Source organism: Streptosporangium sp. NPDC023963 (assembly GCF_040639135.1).
GTDB lineage: Bacteria > Actinomycetota > Actinomycetes > Streptosporangiales > Streptosporangiaceae > Streptosporangium.
Window position 1 is genome coordinate 61,874 of the sequence record NZ_JBEZZK010000021.1, and the last position, 17,235, is coordinate 79,108.

At 70.4% G+C, this 17,235-nt stretch carries 17 protein-coding genes; 3 read left to right on the forward strand and 14 right to left on the reverse strand.

Annotation, left to right across the window (positions count from 1 at the left end; genetic code table 11):
• The first annotated feature begins 115 nt into the window (after positions 1–115).
• Together AB0F88_RS39050 and AB0F88_RS39055 are read left to right on the forward strand one after the other, a co-directional pair.
• Positions 116–328 carry a hypothetical protein gene (locus tag AB0F88_RS39050; protein WP_362696171.1) on the forward strand — a complete coding sequence of 71 codons (213 nt, stop codon included), beginning with the start codon at positions 116–118 and terminating at the stop codon, positions 326–328.
• 91 nt (positions 329–419) lie between these two features.
• On the forward strand, positions 420–950 hold the full coding sequence (locus AB0F88_RS39055) for a pyridoxamine 5'-phosphate oxidase family protein (RefSeq protein WP_362696173.1): 531 nt from the start codon (positions 420–422) through the stop codon (positions 948–950).
• A 507-nt stretch (positions 951–1,457) separates the two neighbouring features.
• Here AB0F88_RS39055 and AB0F88_RS39060 read toward each other — a convergent pair.
• From AB0F88_RS39060 to AB0F88_RS39125, 14 genes are all read right to left on the reverse strand, one after another.
• Positions 1,458–1,808 carry a hypothetical protein gene (locus AB0F88_RS39060; protein WP_362696175.1) on the reverse strand — a complete coding sequence of 117 codons (351 nt, stop codon included), beginning with the start codon at positions 1,806–1,808 and terminating at the stop codon, positions 1,458–1,460.
• A 702-nt stretch (positions 1,809–2,510) separates the two neighbouring features.
• Positions 2,511–2,741, reverse strand: a complete 231-nt coding sequence (locus AB0F88_RS39065; protein ID WP_362696177.1) for a hypothetical protein — start codon at positions 2,739–2,741, stop codon at positions 2,511–2,513.
• On the reverse strand, positions 2,738–3,652 hold the full coding sequence (locus tag AB0F88_RS39070) for a LysR family transcriptional regulator (protein ID WP_362696179.1): 915 nt from the start codon (positions 3,650–3,652) through the stop codon (positions 2,738–2,740). Before AB0F88_RS39070 ends, AB0F88_RS39065 begins: the two co-directional genes overlap by 4 nt.
• Before the next feature lie 78 nt (positions 3,653–3,730).
• A complete protein-coding gene (locus tag AB0F88_RS39075; protein ID WP_362696181.1) occupies positions 3,731–4,903 on the reverse strand; it encodes a glycine C-acetyltransferase in 1,173 nt (390 codons plus the stop codon).
• A 52-nt stretch (positions 4,904–4,955) separates the two neighbouring features.
• Positions 4,956–5,984: an L-threonine 3-dehydrogenase gene (gene tdh, locus AB0F88_RS39080; RefSeq protein WP_362696183.1), complete on the reverse strand. Its 1,029-nt coding sequence runs from the start codon at positions 5,982–5,984 to the stop codon at positions 4,956–4,958.
• A gap of 261 nt (positions 5,985–6,245) precedes the next feature.
• Positions 6,246–7,361 (reverse strand): SPFH domain-containing protein, encoded by a 1,116-nt coding sequence (locus tag AB0F88_RS39085; protein WP_362696185.1) that lies wholly within the window; start codon positions 7,359–7,361, stop codon positions 6,246–6,248.
• A 4-nt stretch (positions 7,362–7,365) separates the two neighbouring features.
• Positions 7,366–7,803, reverse strand: a complete 438-nt coding sequence (locus tag AB0F88_RS39090; RefSeq protein WP_362696187.1) for an NfeD family protein — start codon at positions 7,801–7,803, stop codon at positions 7,366–7,368.
• Positions 7,804–7,914: 111 nt separating this feature from the next.
• A complete protein-coding gene (gene fahA / locus AB0F88_RS39095) occupies positions 7,915–9,051 on the reverse strand; it encodes a fumarylacetoacetase (RefSeq protein ID WP_362696378.1) in 1,137 nt (378 codons plus the stop codon).
• On the reverse strand, positions 9,051–9,980 hold the full coding sequence (locus tag AB0F88_RS39100) for a hypothetical protein (protein ID WP_362696189.1): 930 nt from the start codon (positions 9,978–9,980) through the stop codon (positions 9,051–9,053). Before AB0F88_RS39100 ends, fahA begins: the two co-directional genes overlap by 1 nt.
• Before the next feature lie 47 nt (positions 9,981–10,027).
• On the reverse strand, positions 10,028–11,200 hold the full coding sequence (locus tag AB0F88_RS39105) for a homogentisate 1,2-dioxygenase domain-containing protein (RefSeq protein ID WP_362696380.1): 1,173 nt from the start codon (positions 11,198–11,200) through the stop codon (positions 10,028–10,030).
• 192 nt (positions 11,201–11,392) lie between these two features.
• The gene (gene nhaA / locus AB0F88_RS39110; RefSeq protein ID WP_362696191.1) at positions 11,393–12,706 is read right to left on the reverse strand and encodes a Na+/H+ antiporter NhaA; all 1,314 of its coding nucleotides are present in this window, start codon (positions 12,704–12,706) and stop codon (positions 11,393–11,395) included.
• A 135-nt stretch (positions 12,707–12,841) separates the two neighbouring features.
• Positions 12,842–13,654: an SAM-dependent methyltransferase gene (locus AB0F88_RS39115; RefSeq protein ID WP_362696193.1), complete on the reverse strand. Its 813-nt coding sequence runs from the start codon at positions 13,652–13,654 to the stop codon at positions 12,842–12,844.
• 118 nt (positions 13,655–13,772) lie between these two features.
• Complete coding sequence (locus AB0F88_RS39120) at positions 13,773–14,405, reverse strand: helix-turn-helix domain-containing protein (protein WP_362696195.1); 633 nt, start codon at positions 14,403–14,405, stop codon at positions 13,773–13,775.
• Between the two features lie 124 nt (positions 14,406–14,529).
• The gene (locus tag AB0F88_RS39125) at positions 14,530–15,213 is read right to left on the reverse strand and encodes a response regulator transcription factor (RefSeq protein WP_362696197.1); all 684 of its coding nucleotides are present in this window, start codon (positions 15,211–15,213) and stop codon (positions 14,530–14,532) included.
• Positions 15,214–15,354: 141 nt separating this feature from the next.
• Between AB0F88_RS39125 and AB0F88_RS39130 the strand changes: the two genes are divergently transcribed.
• Entirely contained in the window at positions 15,355–17,232 is a 1,878-nt protein-coding gene (locus AB0F88_RS39130; protein ID WP_362696199.1) for a DUF4118 domain-containing protein, read from the forward strand.
• Positions 17,233–17,235: the final 3 nt, after the last annotated feature.

The window sequence follows — 17,235 nt, forward strand, 5'->3', positions numbered from 1 at the left end:
GTTTATTATAAGTCAACTCATCATCGGTTATCCGGGGTGGGGCCGGAGGGCTTCTTCCTTGGGGATTCGCCGTGAGACATGACCTCGGCGAGCGCCCGAAGGACTGATCTCCCTCGTGACCGTCATCCCGCACCCTCACCGTGACGGTCACGGTCCCGCCCTCCTGACCGGCGAGCCGCTCGTCGGCGTGCCGCCGGTCAGGAGGGCCTTTCCGCGCGGGTCGTCGATCACGGGCCGGTCCCGACAGCAGCGAGCAGGAGCGGTCGGCATCACCTCCCCGGACTTCTGGTGGCTCGTCGCGGTCCGCGAGACGGGTGAGGAAACATGACACAAGGTGTCGAGTTTTCGGGCGAGCATGGCCCCACCGGCCGACCTCGACGGCGGCCGTGGACCGGCCCCTACGATGGACAAGGACTTCGATGCGCGAAACGCCAGAGGAGCTCAAAGAGCTTCAGACCCTCCTCGACGCCTCCCTCTCCCGTTCCACCTCGCACCTCCGCTCGATCATCAACGGCGAGCGCACCCTGACCGCGGAGCAGCTCACCCGGGTCCTCACCGGCATGCGCACCCTCGCGCTGTCCACCGTGACGGCGAAGGGCGAGCCGCGGATCAGCGGTGTGGACGGGCACTTCCTGCACGGCAAGTGGCATTTCGGCACGGCGCGCAACGCCGCCAAGGCCCGCCACCTCGCCGCCAGGCCCGCCGTCAGCGCCGCGCACCTGCGCGGTGAGGACCTGGGCGTGTTCACGCACGGCACGGTGGAGATCCTCAACCCCCGGGACGGCGAGCCCGCCGCGGACTGGCCGGACCTGCTCGCGTACCTCAAGGACTTCTACAGCGACGACGCCTTCGACTGGGACGCCGAGGTGGTCTACTACCGGCTGCATCCGCACTGGATGACCGTCTACACCTCCGACGTCGCGAAGCTCACCGCGGCACCCCGGCCCTGATCCGGAGCGGGACGGAGGCCGCTGTGTACGCGGCGATCCTGGTCGGGCGGTGGTTCGACAGCAAGGCGCCGTTAGGAACCCGGCTGGAAAAAGCTTGCCCCGGGTCGCGTGCGGAGCAGTGGCGATACCCGGGGCGTACGTGAGTCAGCGTCACCTGCTCCCCGGTCACAGCGGGCGGTACACGATGAATTGCGAACCTGGTTTCCCCGGCCCGCCCGGCACCCCCGTCCTCACTGTCAGCCGAGATCGCCGTTCTTGATGGTGGTGATGAAGGTTGTCCATTGGTGGGGGTGAGGATGAGGGCCGGACCAGTGCTCTCGTGGAGGTCTCGCGAGCCGAAAGATCAACAGAGCCCGTGACGGCGGATGTAAGGGCCAAACGTCGCGCCCGAACACGGTAGGCGTATGCCTGTCGCTTTGAGCGTGTCAACGATGTTGCCCGCTCCAACCTCACTCAGTTTGCCGTCACGGCAGGCGTTCGCGAGTAGCCACACGGTGCCGTGAACTCTCAGGCCAAGCTTCTGCCCACCGCCACGGCCTCTCGATCATCGGTGATCGCGATTCCGTCGCAGAGCTCGGCAGCCGAGAACACGCTGGCCTCGCCGAGGTTCCGCTCAGAGGAGCCGATTCGCTGCGACCACTTCGCGAAACATCTGATTTCTCGCAGTGAGTCCAGGCGTGCGACACCAAGCCAGTCCGAATTCAATACGTTCAGCAGGGCGGGATGTTCGGCGACGCCCGCGCGTAACTCTTCCCGCACGACATGGGTGGTCAGGCAGCTTTGGCCGATGAGGAGATCTCGTAGAACGTCCAGGCGCTCGGCACGGGCGAAATGGTTGAGACACATCGCGTCGAACACCAGGACGGGATCTGGTTCAGGAGGAATCAAGGTTCGAGGTCCGGTTCCTCGCGGGTCGGGAGGTCCGCCTCCACGATCTGGCCACGCATGAGTTCCACGGCGCGGGAAGTGGTTATCCGGCTTCTCTTCGTTCGGCTTTCTCCGTGCCTCGGTGTTTGGGACCGTTTTTTCGTCGAGCCGACGCTGTCGCGGGACGTCAGTTGACGGCTCACGCGAGAACGGGTCGGTTCAATTCGGTCGGAAGGGGCAACCCCATGGAGCCGGATCTCACCGAGGAATCAGCGTCGCCGTCTCCGGATGATCTCCTCCCCGGAGCGCCGGCCTCCGCTCAGCGGGGGTGACGCGCCGCTCCCAGCACTCATCGGGAGCCGATGAGTCACTCCCGGCGGGTAGTGGCACGCGGGTTCTTCCCCCACGAAAGAACCTGCGGCATGCGCCGCTTCGGCTCCATCTCCCCCGTTGGAGCACCCTGCCGGGGGCTCCTGTCCCGATGCCGGAACCCGCTCGCGAGCCTCGCCGCATGGGAACGATGGGTCGCGTTCGCCCGGACCACGTGGACTGAGGAATCCGCCCTTGGCGGGGGCGATCCGGTAAAGCGCTTTCCAAAAAATGTGCAAGTCACCGCATCCGGGAGCTCGTCGCCCCACGAAAAGCCGCATAAGGAACTTATGGGACGGGGTGGGTGATCGTGGAGCTCGTATTTCAGGCGGTGATCGCCGGGGTGATCGCCGCGGTCGCCTTGGTGGTGGTGATGGGCTGTCGCTGGCGGCGTCGCCGGCACCGGTGGCCCGCTCTGACGAAATCGTGGACGGACGACAGCGAGGAGCTCCCCGAGCTTCCGGAACTCGAAGACCGGAACGACGAGCGCCCTGACGTCCCGTACCCGCCGAGGACCTCGGCGATCTCGTCGAACGTCCAGATCGCGGGGTTCACAGAGGTGACGTCCCGCGCAGTGTCGTCGCGGTGTCCTGGAGGGCGTTCAGCAGGGGGATGAGCAGGGGGTGCCGTTCCGCGCCCCGGCGTACGGCGGTGAAGACGCGGCGTTCGGGGCCGGGCACCGGGCGGATCACCACGCCGGACGGATCGGTGCCACGCAGCGCCAGGCGCGGCACCATCGCCACCCCGGCTCCGGCGGCGGCCAGCGCGACCACCGCGCTGAAGTCGTCGGAGGAGTGGGCGAACTCGGGGGTGAAGCCCGCGTGCTCACAGGCCAGCGCGATCACGTCGTGGCAGGGGTTGCCCGGGTAGGGGCCGATCCAGGTCTCGCCCGACAGGTCCGCGACCGTCACCTCGCCCCCGGAGAGGCGATGGCCCCGGGGAAGCACCAGGTCGAACGGCTCGGAGTAGAGCGGGATGCGCGACAGCCGCCGGTCGTCCTCGGCCGGGGCCCCGCGGTACTCCACGGCCACGGCCGCCTCCACCGCGCCGTCCAGGACCATGGTGAGGCTCTGGTCGCCCTCGGCGTCCAGGACGCGCACCCGGATGCCGGGCTCCTTGTCCCGCAGGGTGCCGACCGCGGGGGCCACGACCAGCCCGATCGCGGTGGCGAAGGAGGCCACCTTCACCTCGCCCGCCGTACCGGCCGTGTAGGCGGCGATGTCGGCCCCGGCCCGCTCCAGCTGGGCGAGGATCTCGTTGGCGTGGCCCAGAAGGATGCGCCCGACGGCGGTGAGCCGCACGCCCCGGCCGTCGCGGTCGAGCAGCCGGTGGCCCACCTCGTGTTCCAGGGCGACGAGCTGCTGGGAGACCGCGGAGGGGGTCAGGTGCAGCGCGGCGGCGGCCGCGGTGACCGTGCGGTGGTCGGCCACCGCACGCAGGGTTCTGAGCCGCCGCGTGTCTATCACCTCTGTATTCTCGCCGAGGTCGCCCGTTAACTACGACAAAAGCCCTTTTGGCGGTTATCGCGTAGGGCCGGCCGCTGTTCAGCCGCGGGCGGCGACGAAGGCCTCCAGAGCGCGGTCGACGTCCTCGGCCGAGTGGGCCGCGGACAGCTGGACCCGGATGCGGGCCTGGCCGTGCGGGACCACGGGGTAGGAGAAGCCGATCACGTAGACGCCCAGCTCCAGCAGGCGTTCGGCCATCGCGGCGGCCTCGGCGGCGTCGCCGATCATCACCGGGACGATGGGGTGGTCGCCGGGCAGGATGTCGAACCCGGCCTCGGTCATGCCGGTGCGGAACCGCTCGGTGTTGGCGCGCAGCCTCGTCCTGGCCTCGTCCGAGCCGCTGATCAGGTCGAGGACGCGCAGCGACGCGGCGGCGATCACCGGGGCGAGGGAGTTGGAGAACAGGTAGGGGCGCGAGCGCTGGCGGAGCAGCTCGCAGATCTCCTTGCGCGCCGCCACGTAGCCGCCGCTGGCCCCGCCGAGCGCCTTGCCGAGCGTGCCGGTGAGGATGTCGACCCGGTCCCGCACGCCGTGCAGCTCGGGGGTGCCCCCGCCGTGCTCGCCGACGAAGCCGACGGCGTGCGAGTCGTCGACCATCACCATGGCCCCGTACCGCTCCGCCAGGTCGCAGATCTCCTCCAGCGGCGCGACGTAGCCGTCCATGGAGAAGACGCCGTCGGTGACGATCAGCCTGCGCCGGGCGTCGGCGGCCTCCTTGAGCCGCGCCTCAAGCTCGGCCAGGTCACGGTTGGCGTAGCGCAGGCGCCGGGCCTTGGACAGGCGGATGCCGTCGATGACGCTCGCGTGGTTGAGGGCGTCGGAGATCACCGCGTCGCGGTCGTCGAGCAGCGTCTCGAACACGCCGCCGTTGGCGTCGAAGCACGAGCTGTACAGGACGGTGTCCTCCTGGCCGAGGAAGTCCGACAGCCGCGCCTCCAGCTCCTTGTGCACCTCCTGGGTGCCGCAGATGAAGCGGACCGACGCCATCCCGAAGCCCCAGCGGTCGAGGGCCTCCTGGGCGGCGGCGACCACCTCGGGGTGGTCGGCCAGGCCGAGGTAGTTGTTGGCGCAGAAGTTGAGCACCTCGCCACCGCCCGCGACCGCGATCCCGGCGCGCTGCGGGGTGGTGATGACCCGCTCGGGCTTGAGCAGCCCGGCCTCGGCGATCTCGTTCAGGGTCGTACGGAAGTCGTCGCGGAGGTTGTCGAACATCAGGCCGTCCAATCCGAGGTGATCTTGTCGGTTCCGTCGCGGTAGCCGGACATCAGGCCGTCCAGTCCAGGATGACCTTGCCGGTCCTGCCTCCGGCGGCGGTGTCGAAGGCCGCGTCGAAGTCGCGGTAGGAGAAGCGGTCGGTGATCACCGGGGAGAGGTCGAGGCCCTTCTCCAGGAGCACGGACATGGCGTACCACGTCTCGTACATCTCCCGGCCGTAGATCCCCTTGAGGGTGATCATCGAGGTCACGATCGTCGCGAAGTCGACGGCGAACTCCTCGGCGGGCAGGCCGAGCATGGCGATCTTCCCGCCGTGCGACATGGAGGCGATCATGTCGCGGAGCGCCTTCGGGTTCCCGGACATCTCCAGGCCCACGTCGAAGCCCTCGCGCATGCCCAGCCCGTCCATGCCCTCCTGGACGGACGTCTCGGCGACGTTCAGTGCCAGGGTGACCCCGAGCTTGCGGGCCAGCTCCAGCCGCTCCGGGCTGACGTCGGTGACGACCACGTTGCGGGCGCCCACGTGGGTGGCCACCGCGGCGGCCATCAGCCCGATCGGGCCGGCGCCGGAGATCAGCACGTCCTCGCCGACCATCGGGAACGTCAGGGCGGTGTGCACCGCGTTGCCGAACGGGTCGAAGATCGCGGCCACGTCGAGGTCGACCGGGACCCGGTGCACCCAGACGTTGGAGGCCGGGAGCGTCACGTACTCGGCGAAGGCGCCGTCGCGGTTCACCCCCAGCCCGATCGTGGCGCGGCACAGGTGCCGCCGTCCGGCCATGCAGTTGCGGCACTTGCCGCAGACCAGGTGCCCCTCGCCGCTGACCAGGTCGCCGGGGGCGATGTCCTCCACGCCCGGCGCCACCTCGACGACCTCGCCGCAGAACTCGTGACCGACGACGAGCGGCGTCCGCAGCGTCTGCCGGGCCCACGCGTCGAAACTCCGGATGTGCAGGTCCGTGCCGCAGATCCCGGTGCGCAGCACCCTGATCAGCACCTCACCGGGGCCGACGGACGGTTCGGGCACGTCGGTCAGCCACAGGCCGGGTTCGGCCCTCTCCTTGACCAGCGCTTTCATAGCGGATTCCCCCTCAGCTCCGACCCTACGCACTGTGCCCGGTCGCCTTCGGGGATGTCCATCGCGGTTTTCTTAACCCCACCCACAGCGTTGCTTCACGCCCGGCCCCCGAGACCTAGAGGGTTACCCAGACATTTGACCGCAAACCGACCAGGGGGCGGTCCTCGCCGTCGATTCCCGTCACGACGTCGGCCCTCCCGCCCGGACACGCAGGGCGGAAGGGCCGAGGGAGATCGAGAATGCCGGGAGGGCCGGGAGAGGTCAGGAGCCGTTCCGGTGGTGCTCCTCCCGCGCTCCCACCGCCGTTCCCGCCCCGGTTCCCGTTCCCAGGAGGTCGTCGCCGGGCAGGTGCGCGGGGGGCGCGCTGAGCTGGCGGGGGCCGCCGCCGAGGCTGTCCGCCTCGGCCGCCTCGGCGACCGCGTCGGCGGCTGCCTGCTCGGCCTGCTTCCGCTCCTCGGCCGCGGCCTCGTTGACCCTGGGGGCCTCGCGGACGGCCGACGACTGCGGCAGCGCCTCGGTGAACGCCTTGGAGACGCCCTGGATCGCGGAGGTGACCTCGCTGGGGATCACCCAGAACGTGTTGTTCGGGCCCTTGGCGAGCTCGGGCAGCACCTGCAGGTACTGGTACGCCAGCAGCTTGGGGTCGGGGTCGTTGCGGTGCACGGCCTGGAAGACCTCGTCGATGGCCTGGGACTGGCCCTCGGCCTTGAGGATCGCGGCGCTCCGGTCACCCTCGGCCCGCAGGATCGCGCTCTGCTTGTCGCCCTCGGCGGTGAGGATCTGCGACTGCCGCTGGCCCTCGGCGTTGAGGATCGCGGCGCGCTTGTCCCGCTCGGCGCGCATCTGCTTCTCCATCGCCTCCTTGATGCTCTTGGGCGGGTCGATGGCCTTGATCTCCACCCGGTTGACCCGGATGCCCCACTTGCCGGTCGCCTCGTCCAGCACCCCGCGCAGCTGGCTGTTGATCGTGTCGCGCGAGGTCAGCGTCATCTCCAGGTCGAGCGAGCCGACGACGTTGCGCAGCGTGGTGACCGTGAGCTGCTCCACGGCCTGGATGTAGTTGGCGATCTCGTACGCCGCCGCCCGGGGGTCGGTGACCTGGAAGTACAGGACCGTGTCGATCTCGACGACCAGGTTGTCCTCGGTGATCACCGGCTGGGGCTTGAAGGAGACGACCTGCTCGCGCAGGTCGATCATCGGGTAGACGCGGTCGATGTACGGGATCACGAAGTTCAGGCCGGGCTTCAGCGTGCTGTGGTAGCGGCCCAGCCGTTCCACGTTGCGGGCCCGGGCCTGGGGGACGATGCGCACCGAGCGGATCACGGTGAACACCGCCAACAGGACGATGAGCAGTCCGGCTATGAGCAGAGCGTCCATGGTGTCACTCCCGTGGATACACGAGCGCGGTCGCGCCCTCGATCTCGATGACGTCGACGGTCGCCCCGGCGGGTATCACCAGGGTCTCGTCGTAGGCCCTGGCGGACCACTCCTCGCCGCCGATCCGCACCCGGCCTTCCATGCCGGTCACCTCGCGCAGGACGTAGGCGGGCTTGCCCACGAGCGCCTGGATCCCGAACCGCTGGCTCCGGGGCTGCCGCATGGTGAGCTGGCGCTTGGCGATGGGCCGGACCACGACCACCCCGGCGACCAGGGAGGCGATGAACACCACGAGCTGGAGCGGGACGGGCAGCCCCAGCCCCGCGGCGACGGAGGTGATGAGGGCGGCGCCCCCGAGCAGGCCGAGGGCGGTGGTCAGGGTGAGGATCTCGGCGACTCCCAGCGCCACCGCCAAGATCAACCAGATGACCCAATACTCCATGCTCCGGCCCTCCTGCCTGTACAACGCGCCGGACGTCTGGGAGGTTCCTTTCCCACCGTATGTCCTTCACCGCATCGCCGACAGGCCCGGCTCTGCCGTCCGGCCCCGGGGCTACCGCGCGGGCTCGATCGTTCCCGACACCTCTCCCAGGGTGATCACGGTTCCCCCGGGTCCGGGGGCGGTCGCGGTGATCGTGACGGTGTCCCCGTCCTCCAGGAAGGTCCTGGCCGAACCGTCGGGCAGCTTCAGCGGCTCGGTCCCGTTCCAGGTCAGTTCGATCAGCGAGCCGCGCTCGCCCGGTCCGGAGCCGGAGACCGTGCCGCTGGCGTAGAGGTCGCCGGTGCGCAGGGCGGCGCCGTTGACGGTCATGTGGGCGAGCATCTGGTCGGGCGTCCAGTACATGTCCCGGTACGGGGGGCGGGAGACGACCTCGCCGTTCACCGAGACCTCCAGCCGCAGGTCGAGCCCCCACGGCTCCTCGCGGCGCAGGTAGCCGAGCGGCTCCGGGTCCTGCGGCCTGCCCTCGGTGCGCGCCTCCGACAGGGCCGCGAGCGGGGTGATCCACGGCGACACCGAGGTGGCGAAGGACTTGCCGAGGAACGGGCCCAGCGGGACGTACTCCCAGGCCTGGATGTCGCGGGCGCTCCAGTCGTTGACCAGGGTCACGCCGAACACGTGGTCCTCGAACCGCCCGGCCCGGTCGCCGAGGGCCGTGGGCGCGCCGACGACGAATCCCAGCTCCGCCTCGATGTCCAGCTTGGCGGACGGGCCGAAGACCCCCGCGCCGCGCTGCCCGCACGGCCGGGTGACCGGGGTGCCGGACGCGACGACCGTCCCGGCCCTGCCGTGGTAGCCGACCGGCAGGTGCCGCCAGTTCGGCTTGAGCGGCTCCTCGTCGGGGCGGAACATCCGGCCCAGGTTGGAGGCGTGCTCCAGCGAGCAGTAGAAGTCGACGTAGTCGGCCACCTCGACCGGCAGGTGCAGCGTGACCTGGTCGAGCGGGACGAGGTGCGGCCCCATCACCGCCTGGTCGGTGCTCAGCTTGTTCTGGATCAGGGCCCGGGTGTCGCGCCACGCCGCCGGGCCCCTGGACATGAAGGCGTTGAGCGAGCCGGTGGCGAACACCTCGTCGTGCAGGGCCCCGGCCAGGTCGACCACGTGGTCGCCGTAGCGGACGCCGACGCGAGGGGTCTCCCCCTCGTGGCGGGAGAAGACTCCGTAGGGCAGGTTCTCCAGGCCCCAAGACATCACGCACTCTCCTCTGTCGCGCCGGGGGGCGCCGCGTCGGTGGTCGCCTCGCCGGTGGTCACCGGGGGCGTGTGGGGGTGCCGGTCGATCAGGCACAGGGCCGCCAGGTCCTCGATCGGGGTGCGCGTGTCGCACGACCCGTACGACACCAGCAGCTCCCTGGCGCGCGCCGCGGTGTCGCCGGGCACGGCCTGCGCCAGCCGTACCAGCTCGCCGACGTCGGTCAGCCTCAGCACCGGCACCGGATCGCGGTCCTCCACGGCCGCGCAGACCGCGAGGACCAGGTTGAGGAAGCCGTGCCGGTCCACGCCCAGCACGGGGTCGAAGTGGCGGACCGCGTTGTGCAGCCCCGCGGTCGCCTTGAACGGCACGCCGTGCCTCGCGCAGTGCGCGATGAGGGCGCCCAGGTCCGCGGCGCCCGGGAAGGCTCCGGCGGTCAGCCCGCCGCAGCGGAACTTCAGGCCGGGGCCCGTGGCGTCGCGCGGCAGGGAGGCGAGGTCGCCGGGGGAGACCTCCACGAACAGCCTGGCACCGCCGGGCAGCCGTCCGGTCAGCCGCTCCGCCACGGTCGCCGGGGTCTCGCCCGGCCCCTGGCGCACCTCGACGAGCTCGACGGCGACGTCGTCAAGGGACTCGAGGGACTCGAGGGACGGTACGCCGGGGGTGTCCAGGATCAGGCCGAGCCGGATCGGGAAGGTCAGGTGGTCGCGAAGCTCCGCCAGGCGTCCGGCCGGGCAGAGGAAGCGGTGGGCGAGCACCGGGTCGTCGCCCGCCAGGTCGTTCCTGTGCCGCTCCAGGGCCTCGGCCATCGGCAGCCCGGTCGGCGGGAACAGCCCGGCGTCGTCGACGAGCCCCCGGAAGAGCGCCGCCGTTCCCGTCCCCACGTCGTTCACCTTCGCGCCCGTCCCCGTGCTCGTGTGTGCGCTCATGGTCCTGTCCCTACCCCGTGGCGGGCCCGTGGTCGTGCCCGCGTCCGTCAACGGGCCCATGTCCACGCGTACGCGGGGTCCTCCACCGACAGCCCGGCCGGGCCCAGGTCGAGGGGGCGGAAGGTGTCGACCATCACGGCCAGCTCGCTCGTCTGCGTGTGGCCCTGCCGCACCGCCTCGATGACGGCCTCGACGGCGCCCGGCTGCGGGCCGTGCGTGAACCCCGCCGGGTGCAGCGAGACCGAGCCGACGTCGATGCCCGAGCCCCTGCGCGCGGTGTAGTCACCTCCGGCGTAGAACATCAGCTCGTCGGAGTCGACGTTGTGGTGGTTGTACGGGATCGGGATCGCGTCCGGGTGGAAGTCGAGCGGCCGCGGGCAGAACGAGCAGATCACGAAGTTGGGACCCTCGAAGGTCTGGTGCACCGGCGGCGGGGCGTGGGTGCGCTTCACGATCGGCTCGAAGTCGTTGATGTTGAACGCGTACGGGTAGAGGCAGCCGTCCCAGCCGACCACGTCGAACGGGTGGTCGCGGTAGACCAGCCGGGTGAGCCCGCCGCGCGTGCGGACCAGCACCGGCACCTCCTCGCCCTCGGCGATCAGGGGCTCCTGCGGGGTGCGCAGGTCGCGCTCGGAGTAGGGGGCGTGCTCCAGGAACTGGCCGTACTTGGACAGGTAGCGCTTGGGCGGCCGGATGTGGCCCGCCGCCTCGATGGTGAAGGCCGTGACGCGGCCCTGCGGCACCCACCGGTGGATCGTCCCGGTCGGGACGACCACGTAGTCGCCCTCCCCGGCCTCGATCACCCCGTACGTCGACTCGAACCTGACCCGCCCGCTCGCGATGTAGACGCACTCGTCGCCCATGGAGTTGCGGTAGAGCCCGCTGGGGGCCTCGCCCGCGGCGTACGACATGCGGACGTCGGCGTTCCCGGCGAGCAGCCCGCGCCCGGTGACCAGGTCGCCCCCGTCCGGCAGGTCCTGGGTGCGCAGGTGGCGGGGGGAGAGGGGCACGTTGGGGGTGAGAAGCCCTCTCGACGCCTCGGGCTCGACGGCCTCGGCCTTGATGATCGCCGTGGGGAGGTGACGGTGGTAGAGCAGCGACGAGTCGCTGGAGAACCCCTCCTCGCCCATCAGCTCCTCGGCGTACAGCCCGCCGTCGGGCCGCCGGAACTGCACGTGCCGCTTGCGGGGGATCTCCCCCACGACCCGGTAGTACGGCATCCGCTTCTCCCAGCTCTGTCCGTTTATCGGACGCATACGTCCTTTATACGAACAACCATCTGTCAGGGGCGGGGAGATGTCAAACGTCGTCCAGGGGCTTCCGCGGAGGTTCGGGCGAAGACGCGCCGCTTCCACGGCGAGGACCCCCACGGCGACCGCCTCGAGTTCCTGGAACCGCCCCCCTGAGCGCGCTCAGGGACGCTCCTGGTAGACGTCGGGGATGCCGTCGTGGTCACGGTCGGCGGTCTCGGCCTCGTGGATGCGCCGGTAGACACGATTGCGCAGCCGGAGGACGAGCGCCGCCGCCAGGGCCGCGACCAGGGAGCCCGTCAGGACCGCCACCTTGACGTGGGCGTCGCGCTCGCTGCCGGCCCCGAAGGCCAGTTCCCCGATGAGCAGGGAGACGGTGAACCCGATCCCGGCCAGCACCGACAGCCCGCCCACGTCGACCCAGGCCAGGTTCTCGTCCAGGTCGGCGCGGGTGAAGCGGGACACCAGCCAGGTCGCGGCCATGATCCCGACGGGCTTGCCGACCACGAGCCCGATGACGACGCCCACCGCGATCGGGTCGGTCAGGGCGGTGGCCAGGCCGCTCATCCCGCCCAGGGCCACCCCGGCGGAGAAGAACGCGAACACCGGCACGGCCACCCCGGCCGAGAGCGGTCGCAGGCGGTGCTCGAAGTGCTCGGCCAGGCCCGGCCCGGCGTCCGGGTCGCCGGCCCGCTCGCTGCGGACGACCGGCACCGTGAAGGCCAGCAGCACCCCGGCGACGGTGGCGTGCACGCCCGAGGCGTGCATCAGCGCCCAGGTCGCGGCGGCCAGCGGCAGCAGCAGCCACCAGGCGCGCACCCGGCGTCGCACCAGCAGGGCGAAGACCGCCAGCGGCACCAGGGTGCCCAGCAGCGGGAGCGGCGACAGGCGCTCGGTGTAGAAGATCGCGATGATGACGATGGCCAGCAGGTCGTCGACCACGGCCAGGGTGAGCAGGAAGGTGCGCAGCGCCGCGGGCAGGTACCGGCCGATGACCGCGAGCACGGCCAGCGCGAACGCGATGTCGGTGGCCGTCGGGATCGCCCAGCCCCGCGCCGCGCCGCCGGCGCCGCTGGAGAGGGTGACGAGCAGATACAGCACGGCCGGGACGATCACACCGCCGAACGCGGCCGCGATCGGCACCGCGGCCCGCCGCGCCTGGCGCAGGTCGCCGGCGACGAACTCGCGTTTGAGCTCCAGCCCGGCCACGAAGAAGAAGATCGCCAGCAACCCGTCGGAGGCCCAGGCCGCGAGGGACAGATCCAGGTGCAGGGCCGCGGGGCCGACCCTGACCGCGCGTAGCGACTCGTAGACCCCCGACCACGGGGAGTTCGCCCAGATCATCGCCGCCACCGCGCCGGCCAGCAGCAGCGCCCCGCCGACGGTCTCCCCGCGCAGGATGTCCGCGACGCGGCGGGCCTCGTCCCACGAACCCCGGCTGAACAGGCGAGGCGTGCCGGGTGAGGTGCCGCTCATGGGTGCTCCACTTCGGGGGTCGGGTCGGACACTGCCGACCAGACTTCCCGGCGCACCAGCGTTCACCCTACCGGCGGGCTCGCCGGAACCCGGCGCGGGGGTGCCGCGCCGAGGGCCGCCGAGGGCCGCCGAGGGTCAGGGCTTGCGGCCCACGGCGCAGAACTCGTCCACCTCTCGGTTGCCGCCGACGACCGACGGCCCGGGACGCCAGAGCGGGCACGAGACCACGCCGGGTTCCACCAGTTCCAGGCCCTCGAAGTAGCTCGCGATCTGTTCGGGGCTGCGGAGGGTGTACGGGACCGAGCCGGCCTCGTTCCAGATGGCGATGGCCTTCTCGAACTCCGCGCCGCGGATCACGTTGGTGCCGTCGGCGACCGCCAGGTAGCTGCCGGAGGGCAGGGCGGCCAGCAGCCGGCGCGTGATCCTCCGTCCCTCGTCGATGTCGGTGAGGTGACCCAGGATGTTCATCAGCATGAGCCCGACGGGCCTGTCGAGGTCCAGGGTGGCCTTGGCGGCCTCCAGGATCGCGTCGGGGTCGCGCACGTCGGAGTCGATGTACTCGGTCGCGCCCTCGGGGGTGCCGGTCAGCAGGGCGCGGGCGTGCGTCAGCACCATGGGGTCGTTGTCGACGTAGACGACGCGCGCGTCGGGGGCCACCTGCTGGGCGACCTGGTGGGTGTTGTCGACGGTGGGCAGCCCGGTGCCGATGTCGAGGAACTGGCGGATCCCGCCCTCGCCGGCCATGTACCGGACGGCGCGGGAGAGGAACGCCCTGGACGAGCGGGCAATATCCACGATGTCCGGAAAAATCCCGACGAACTGGTCGCCGATTTCCCGGTCGACGGCGTAGTTGTCCTTGCCGCCGAGCCAGTAGTTCCAGATCCGGGCCGAGTGGGCCACGCTGGAGTCGATCGGAGTGGGAGTGTGCGGGGAGGGCTCGTCGGGCACGGGGTGCTCTTTCTCTGGCGCCGGAGAGTGAAGATCCTTAGTATTGCCATCTTGCCGGTTCCGCGCCGTTCTTGGGCGGATTTGTCTGGTTATTTAGTGGTTCGCGATGAGGGAGTCGTCAGGTCAGCGAGCCGGACAGCTCCGCCGCGGCCGCGGCGACCCGGGGGCCCACGGCGTCCGGGTCGAGCGCGGTGAAGGTGACCACGCCCACCGACGCCTCCAGCCAGGGCAGGCCGGGCACGGGGGCGGCGACGCCTCTGGCCCCCTCCTGGAGCTGGCCCTCGGAGACCAGATAGCCGGTACGCCCCGCGCGCAGGGCGAGGATGGCCAGTCCGGCGGCGCCCCGTTCCAGCGGGTGGCGGGAGCCCTCGCGGTAGGCGACGTGCATGTTCGTCCAGGAGGGTTCGACCACCGCCACGGCCAGGCCGTCGTCGCCCTCGGCCACCGTCAGGTGCGCGGTCGCCCCGACCTCCTCCGCCAGCCTGCGCAGGGTGGGCAGGGCGCCCTCCCGCAGCAGCGGCTGCACGGCCCGGGCCAGGACGAGGACCCCGAAGCCCAGGTGGACCCGCCCGTCGCCGTCCCGGCGGACGAAGCCCTCGCTCTGGAGGGTGGTGAGCAGCCGGTACACCGCGGGGCGGCTCAGCTCCAGCTCCGCCGCCAGCTCCGTGGGGGTGCGGCCCCGCCGCCCGTCGGCGAGCAGGCGCAGCAGCCGCAGGCCGCGCTGCAGGGTCTGCGAGGATTCGGCCGGCATCTAGGACGCCCGCTGGGCTGGAAGCATGTCCCGATTATCGCGCGCCGCCCCGGAACGCCCACCGGCCGGAGACATGTCCCGATCTCGCCGCCGTCCCCCGCGCCCTCCGGCGGACCCGGGGGGCTCAGCGGGCGTCGAGGAAGGTCAGCACGGCGAGGACGCGGCGATGGTCGTCCTCCGTCCCCGGTATCCGCATCCTGGACAGGATGCTGTGCACGTGCTTCTCGACCGTGCCCTCGGTGATCCATAGCTTGTGCGCTATGCCGGAGTTGGAGCGCCCCTCGGCCATCAGGGCCAGCACCTCCTGCTCGCGTGCCGTGAGAAGTGCCAGCGGATCGTTCCTGCGGTGGGCCCTGATCAGTTCCCTCACGAGACTCGGGTCGACGACCGAGCCGCCCTGGACGATGCGCTCGAGCGTCTCCACGAAGTCGTCCACACCGGTCACCCGGCTCTTGAGCAGGTAGCCGACCCGATGCCCCGTGGCGAGCAGTTCCATCGCCTCCTCCACCTCGATGTGCGCCGACAGCAGCAGGATCCCCACCTCGGGGAACTCCTCGCGGATCACCCGCGCCGCCTCGATGCCCTCGTTGGAGTGGGCCGGGGGCATCCGGATGTCGAGAATGACGAGATGGGGCCGGTGCAGCCGGACGAGGGCGAGGATCTCCGTCGCGTCCCCGGCCTGGCCGACGACCTCGAAGCCCGACCGCGACATGAGGCTCGCGACTCCCTCGCGGAAAAGCACGTCGTCGTCCGCCAGCGCTATTCGTATCCGGTCCGCACCCACGGCTCCAGCCCTTTCGTCATGCACTTCTCTCCCAATTTTGATTAAACAAATGGTCGTGCGGAGTTAAAAGAATGACATCTCGGAGGTTCGGGCGGCCGTACGTGCGGAGTGCGGTCGGGAAACAGCCGCCAAACCCCTTCCTGACATGCGAGTATCTTAGTCTTCATGCGCGAACGGCTTTTGTCGTTATTGCTGCGCACAAAGCGGCCGCCCCTCTGGTTGGGGATCATCTGCGGCGCTCTGTGTATCGCGGCGGAAGCCATGCTGTCCCTTTTCCTGGAGCGCGTGATGTCGGGCGACTTCCTCGGAGGGATCTATCTGCTCGGTGTTCTGCTGATCTCGATCCAGTGGGGACTGGGCCTGGGACTGGCGACCCTGGCGGGCAGCGCCGTCGCCTTCAACTACTTCAACCTCCCGCCAGAGTGGAGCTTCTCGTACGGGACGCGCGGGCTGTGGACCCCGATCCCGATCTTCCTTCTCGTGGGGTTCGCGATCAGCTCGATCGCGGCGCTGGTGCGCTCGCTGAACATCCAGGCGGAGAACCGCCGGCACGAAGTGGATCTCACCGCGCAACTGGCCCACGTCCTGTTGCGCACGAAGGACCTGAAAGCCGCGCTGCAACCGGCCTCGCGTCTGCTGGCACGGGCCATGGAGGCACCGAACCTGGAGATCCGGCTCGAGGAGCTCCCCGGGGAAGAGCACGCGGAGGCGCTGCCGCTCGTGGAGAACGGCGTCAGGGTCGGCACGCTGGTCCTGCCCGTCGGCGTGCCCGAACTCGTACGGAGGCGTCTGCGTGAGCGGATGGTGCCGTCCCTGGAGACGCTGCTGACGGCGGCCCATGATCGCGAGAACACCGAGACGGTCCTGGCGTCGAGCCGTGACGAGATCCACCGGATCGCGCAGGAGCAGGCGGCGTTGCGGCGGGTCGCGACCCTCGTGGCGCGGGGCATCTCCTCGGCGGAGCTGTTCAACGCGGTCGCCTTCGAGATGGGCTCCCTCATGAAGGCGGATCACGTGGCGATCAACCGCTACGACCCCGGCCACGTGACGGTGCTGGGCTCGTGGAGCTGGCAGGACGGCACGGAGAAGGTGCTGCCCCTCGGCTCGCGGTGGCCGCTCAACGAGGTGAGCGTCTCGGCCACCGTGCTGAAGACCGGGCGTCTGACGCGAAAGGGAAGCTACGAACGCGGCGGAAAGATCGCGACATGGGTCCGGAAGATGGGAGTCACCTCCACCGTCGGTTCTCCCATCATCGTCGACGGATGCCTGTGGGGTGTGATGCTCGTCTTCTCCAGCGCCCGGGAGCCGAGGTTCGAAGGGGTGGAGGAACGCATAATGGACTTCACCGAGCTGGTCGCGACCGCCATCTCCAACGCCCAGGCCCGTGCCGATCTCGCCTCCTCCCGCGCCCGCGTCGTCGCCGCGGCCGACGAGACCCGCCGGCGCATCGAGCGCGACCTGCACGACGGAGCCCAGCAGCGCCTGGTCTCGCTCGGGCTGGAACTACGCGCCGTGGAAGACGGCGTGCCACCGCCGATGACCGAACTCAGGGAACAGCTGTCCCGGGCGGTCGAGGGGCTGACCGGGGTCGTGAACGATCTGCAGGAGCTCTCACGGGGCATCCACCCGGCGATCCTCTCGAAGGGCGGGCTCGTCCCCGCGCTGAAGGCGCTCGCCCGCCGCTCCGCCCTTCCCGTCGAACTCGAACTGGAATCCGTCCCGCCTCTGCCGGAGCCCGTCGAGGTGGCCCTCTATTACACGGCCGCGGAAGCGCTGACCAACGTGGCGAAGCACGCGAACGCCTCCGTGGCGTACGTCACCCTGGGCATGGCCGGGGCGTCCGTCCGGCTCTCGATCCGCGACGACGGGTGCGGAGGAGCCGACTACGGCAAGGGGTCGGGGCTCATCGGGCTCAAGGACCGCGCCGAGACGCTCGGCGGCAGGCTGCGGGTCGCGAGCTCCACGGAGGAGGGGACGTCGCTCTCCGTGGTGATACCCATTGTGATGACACCGATTGTGGCGGTTTCTTCTGATCACTCCTGATGT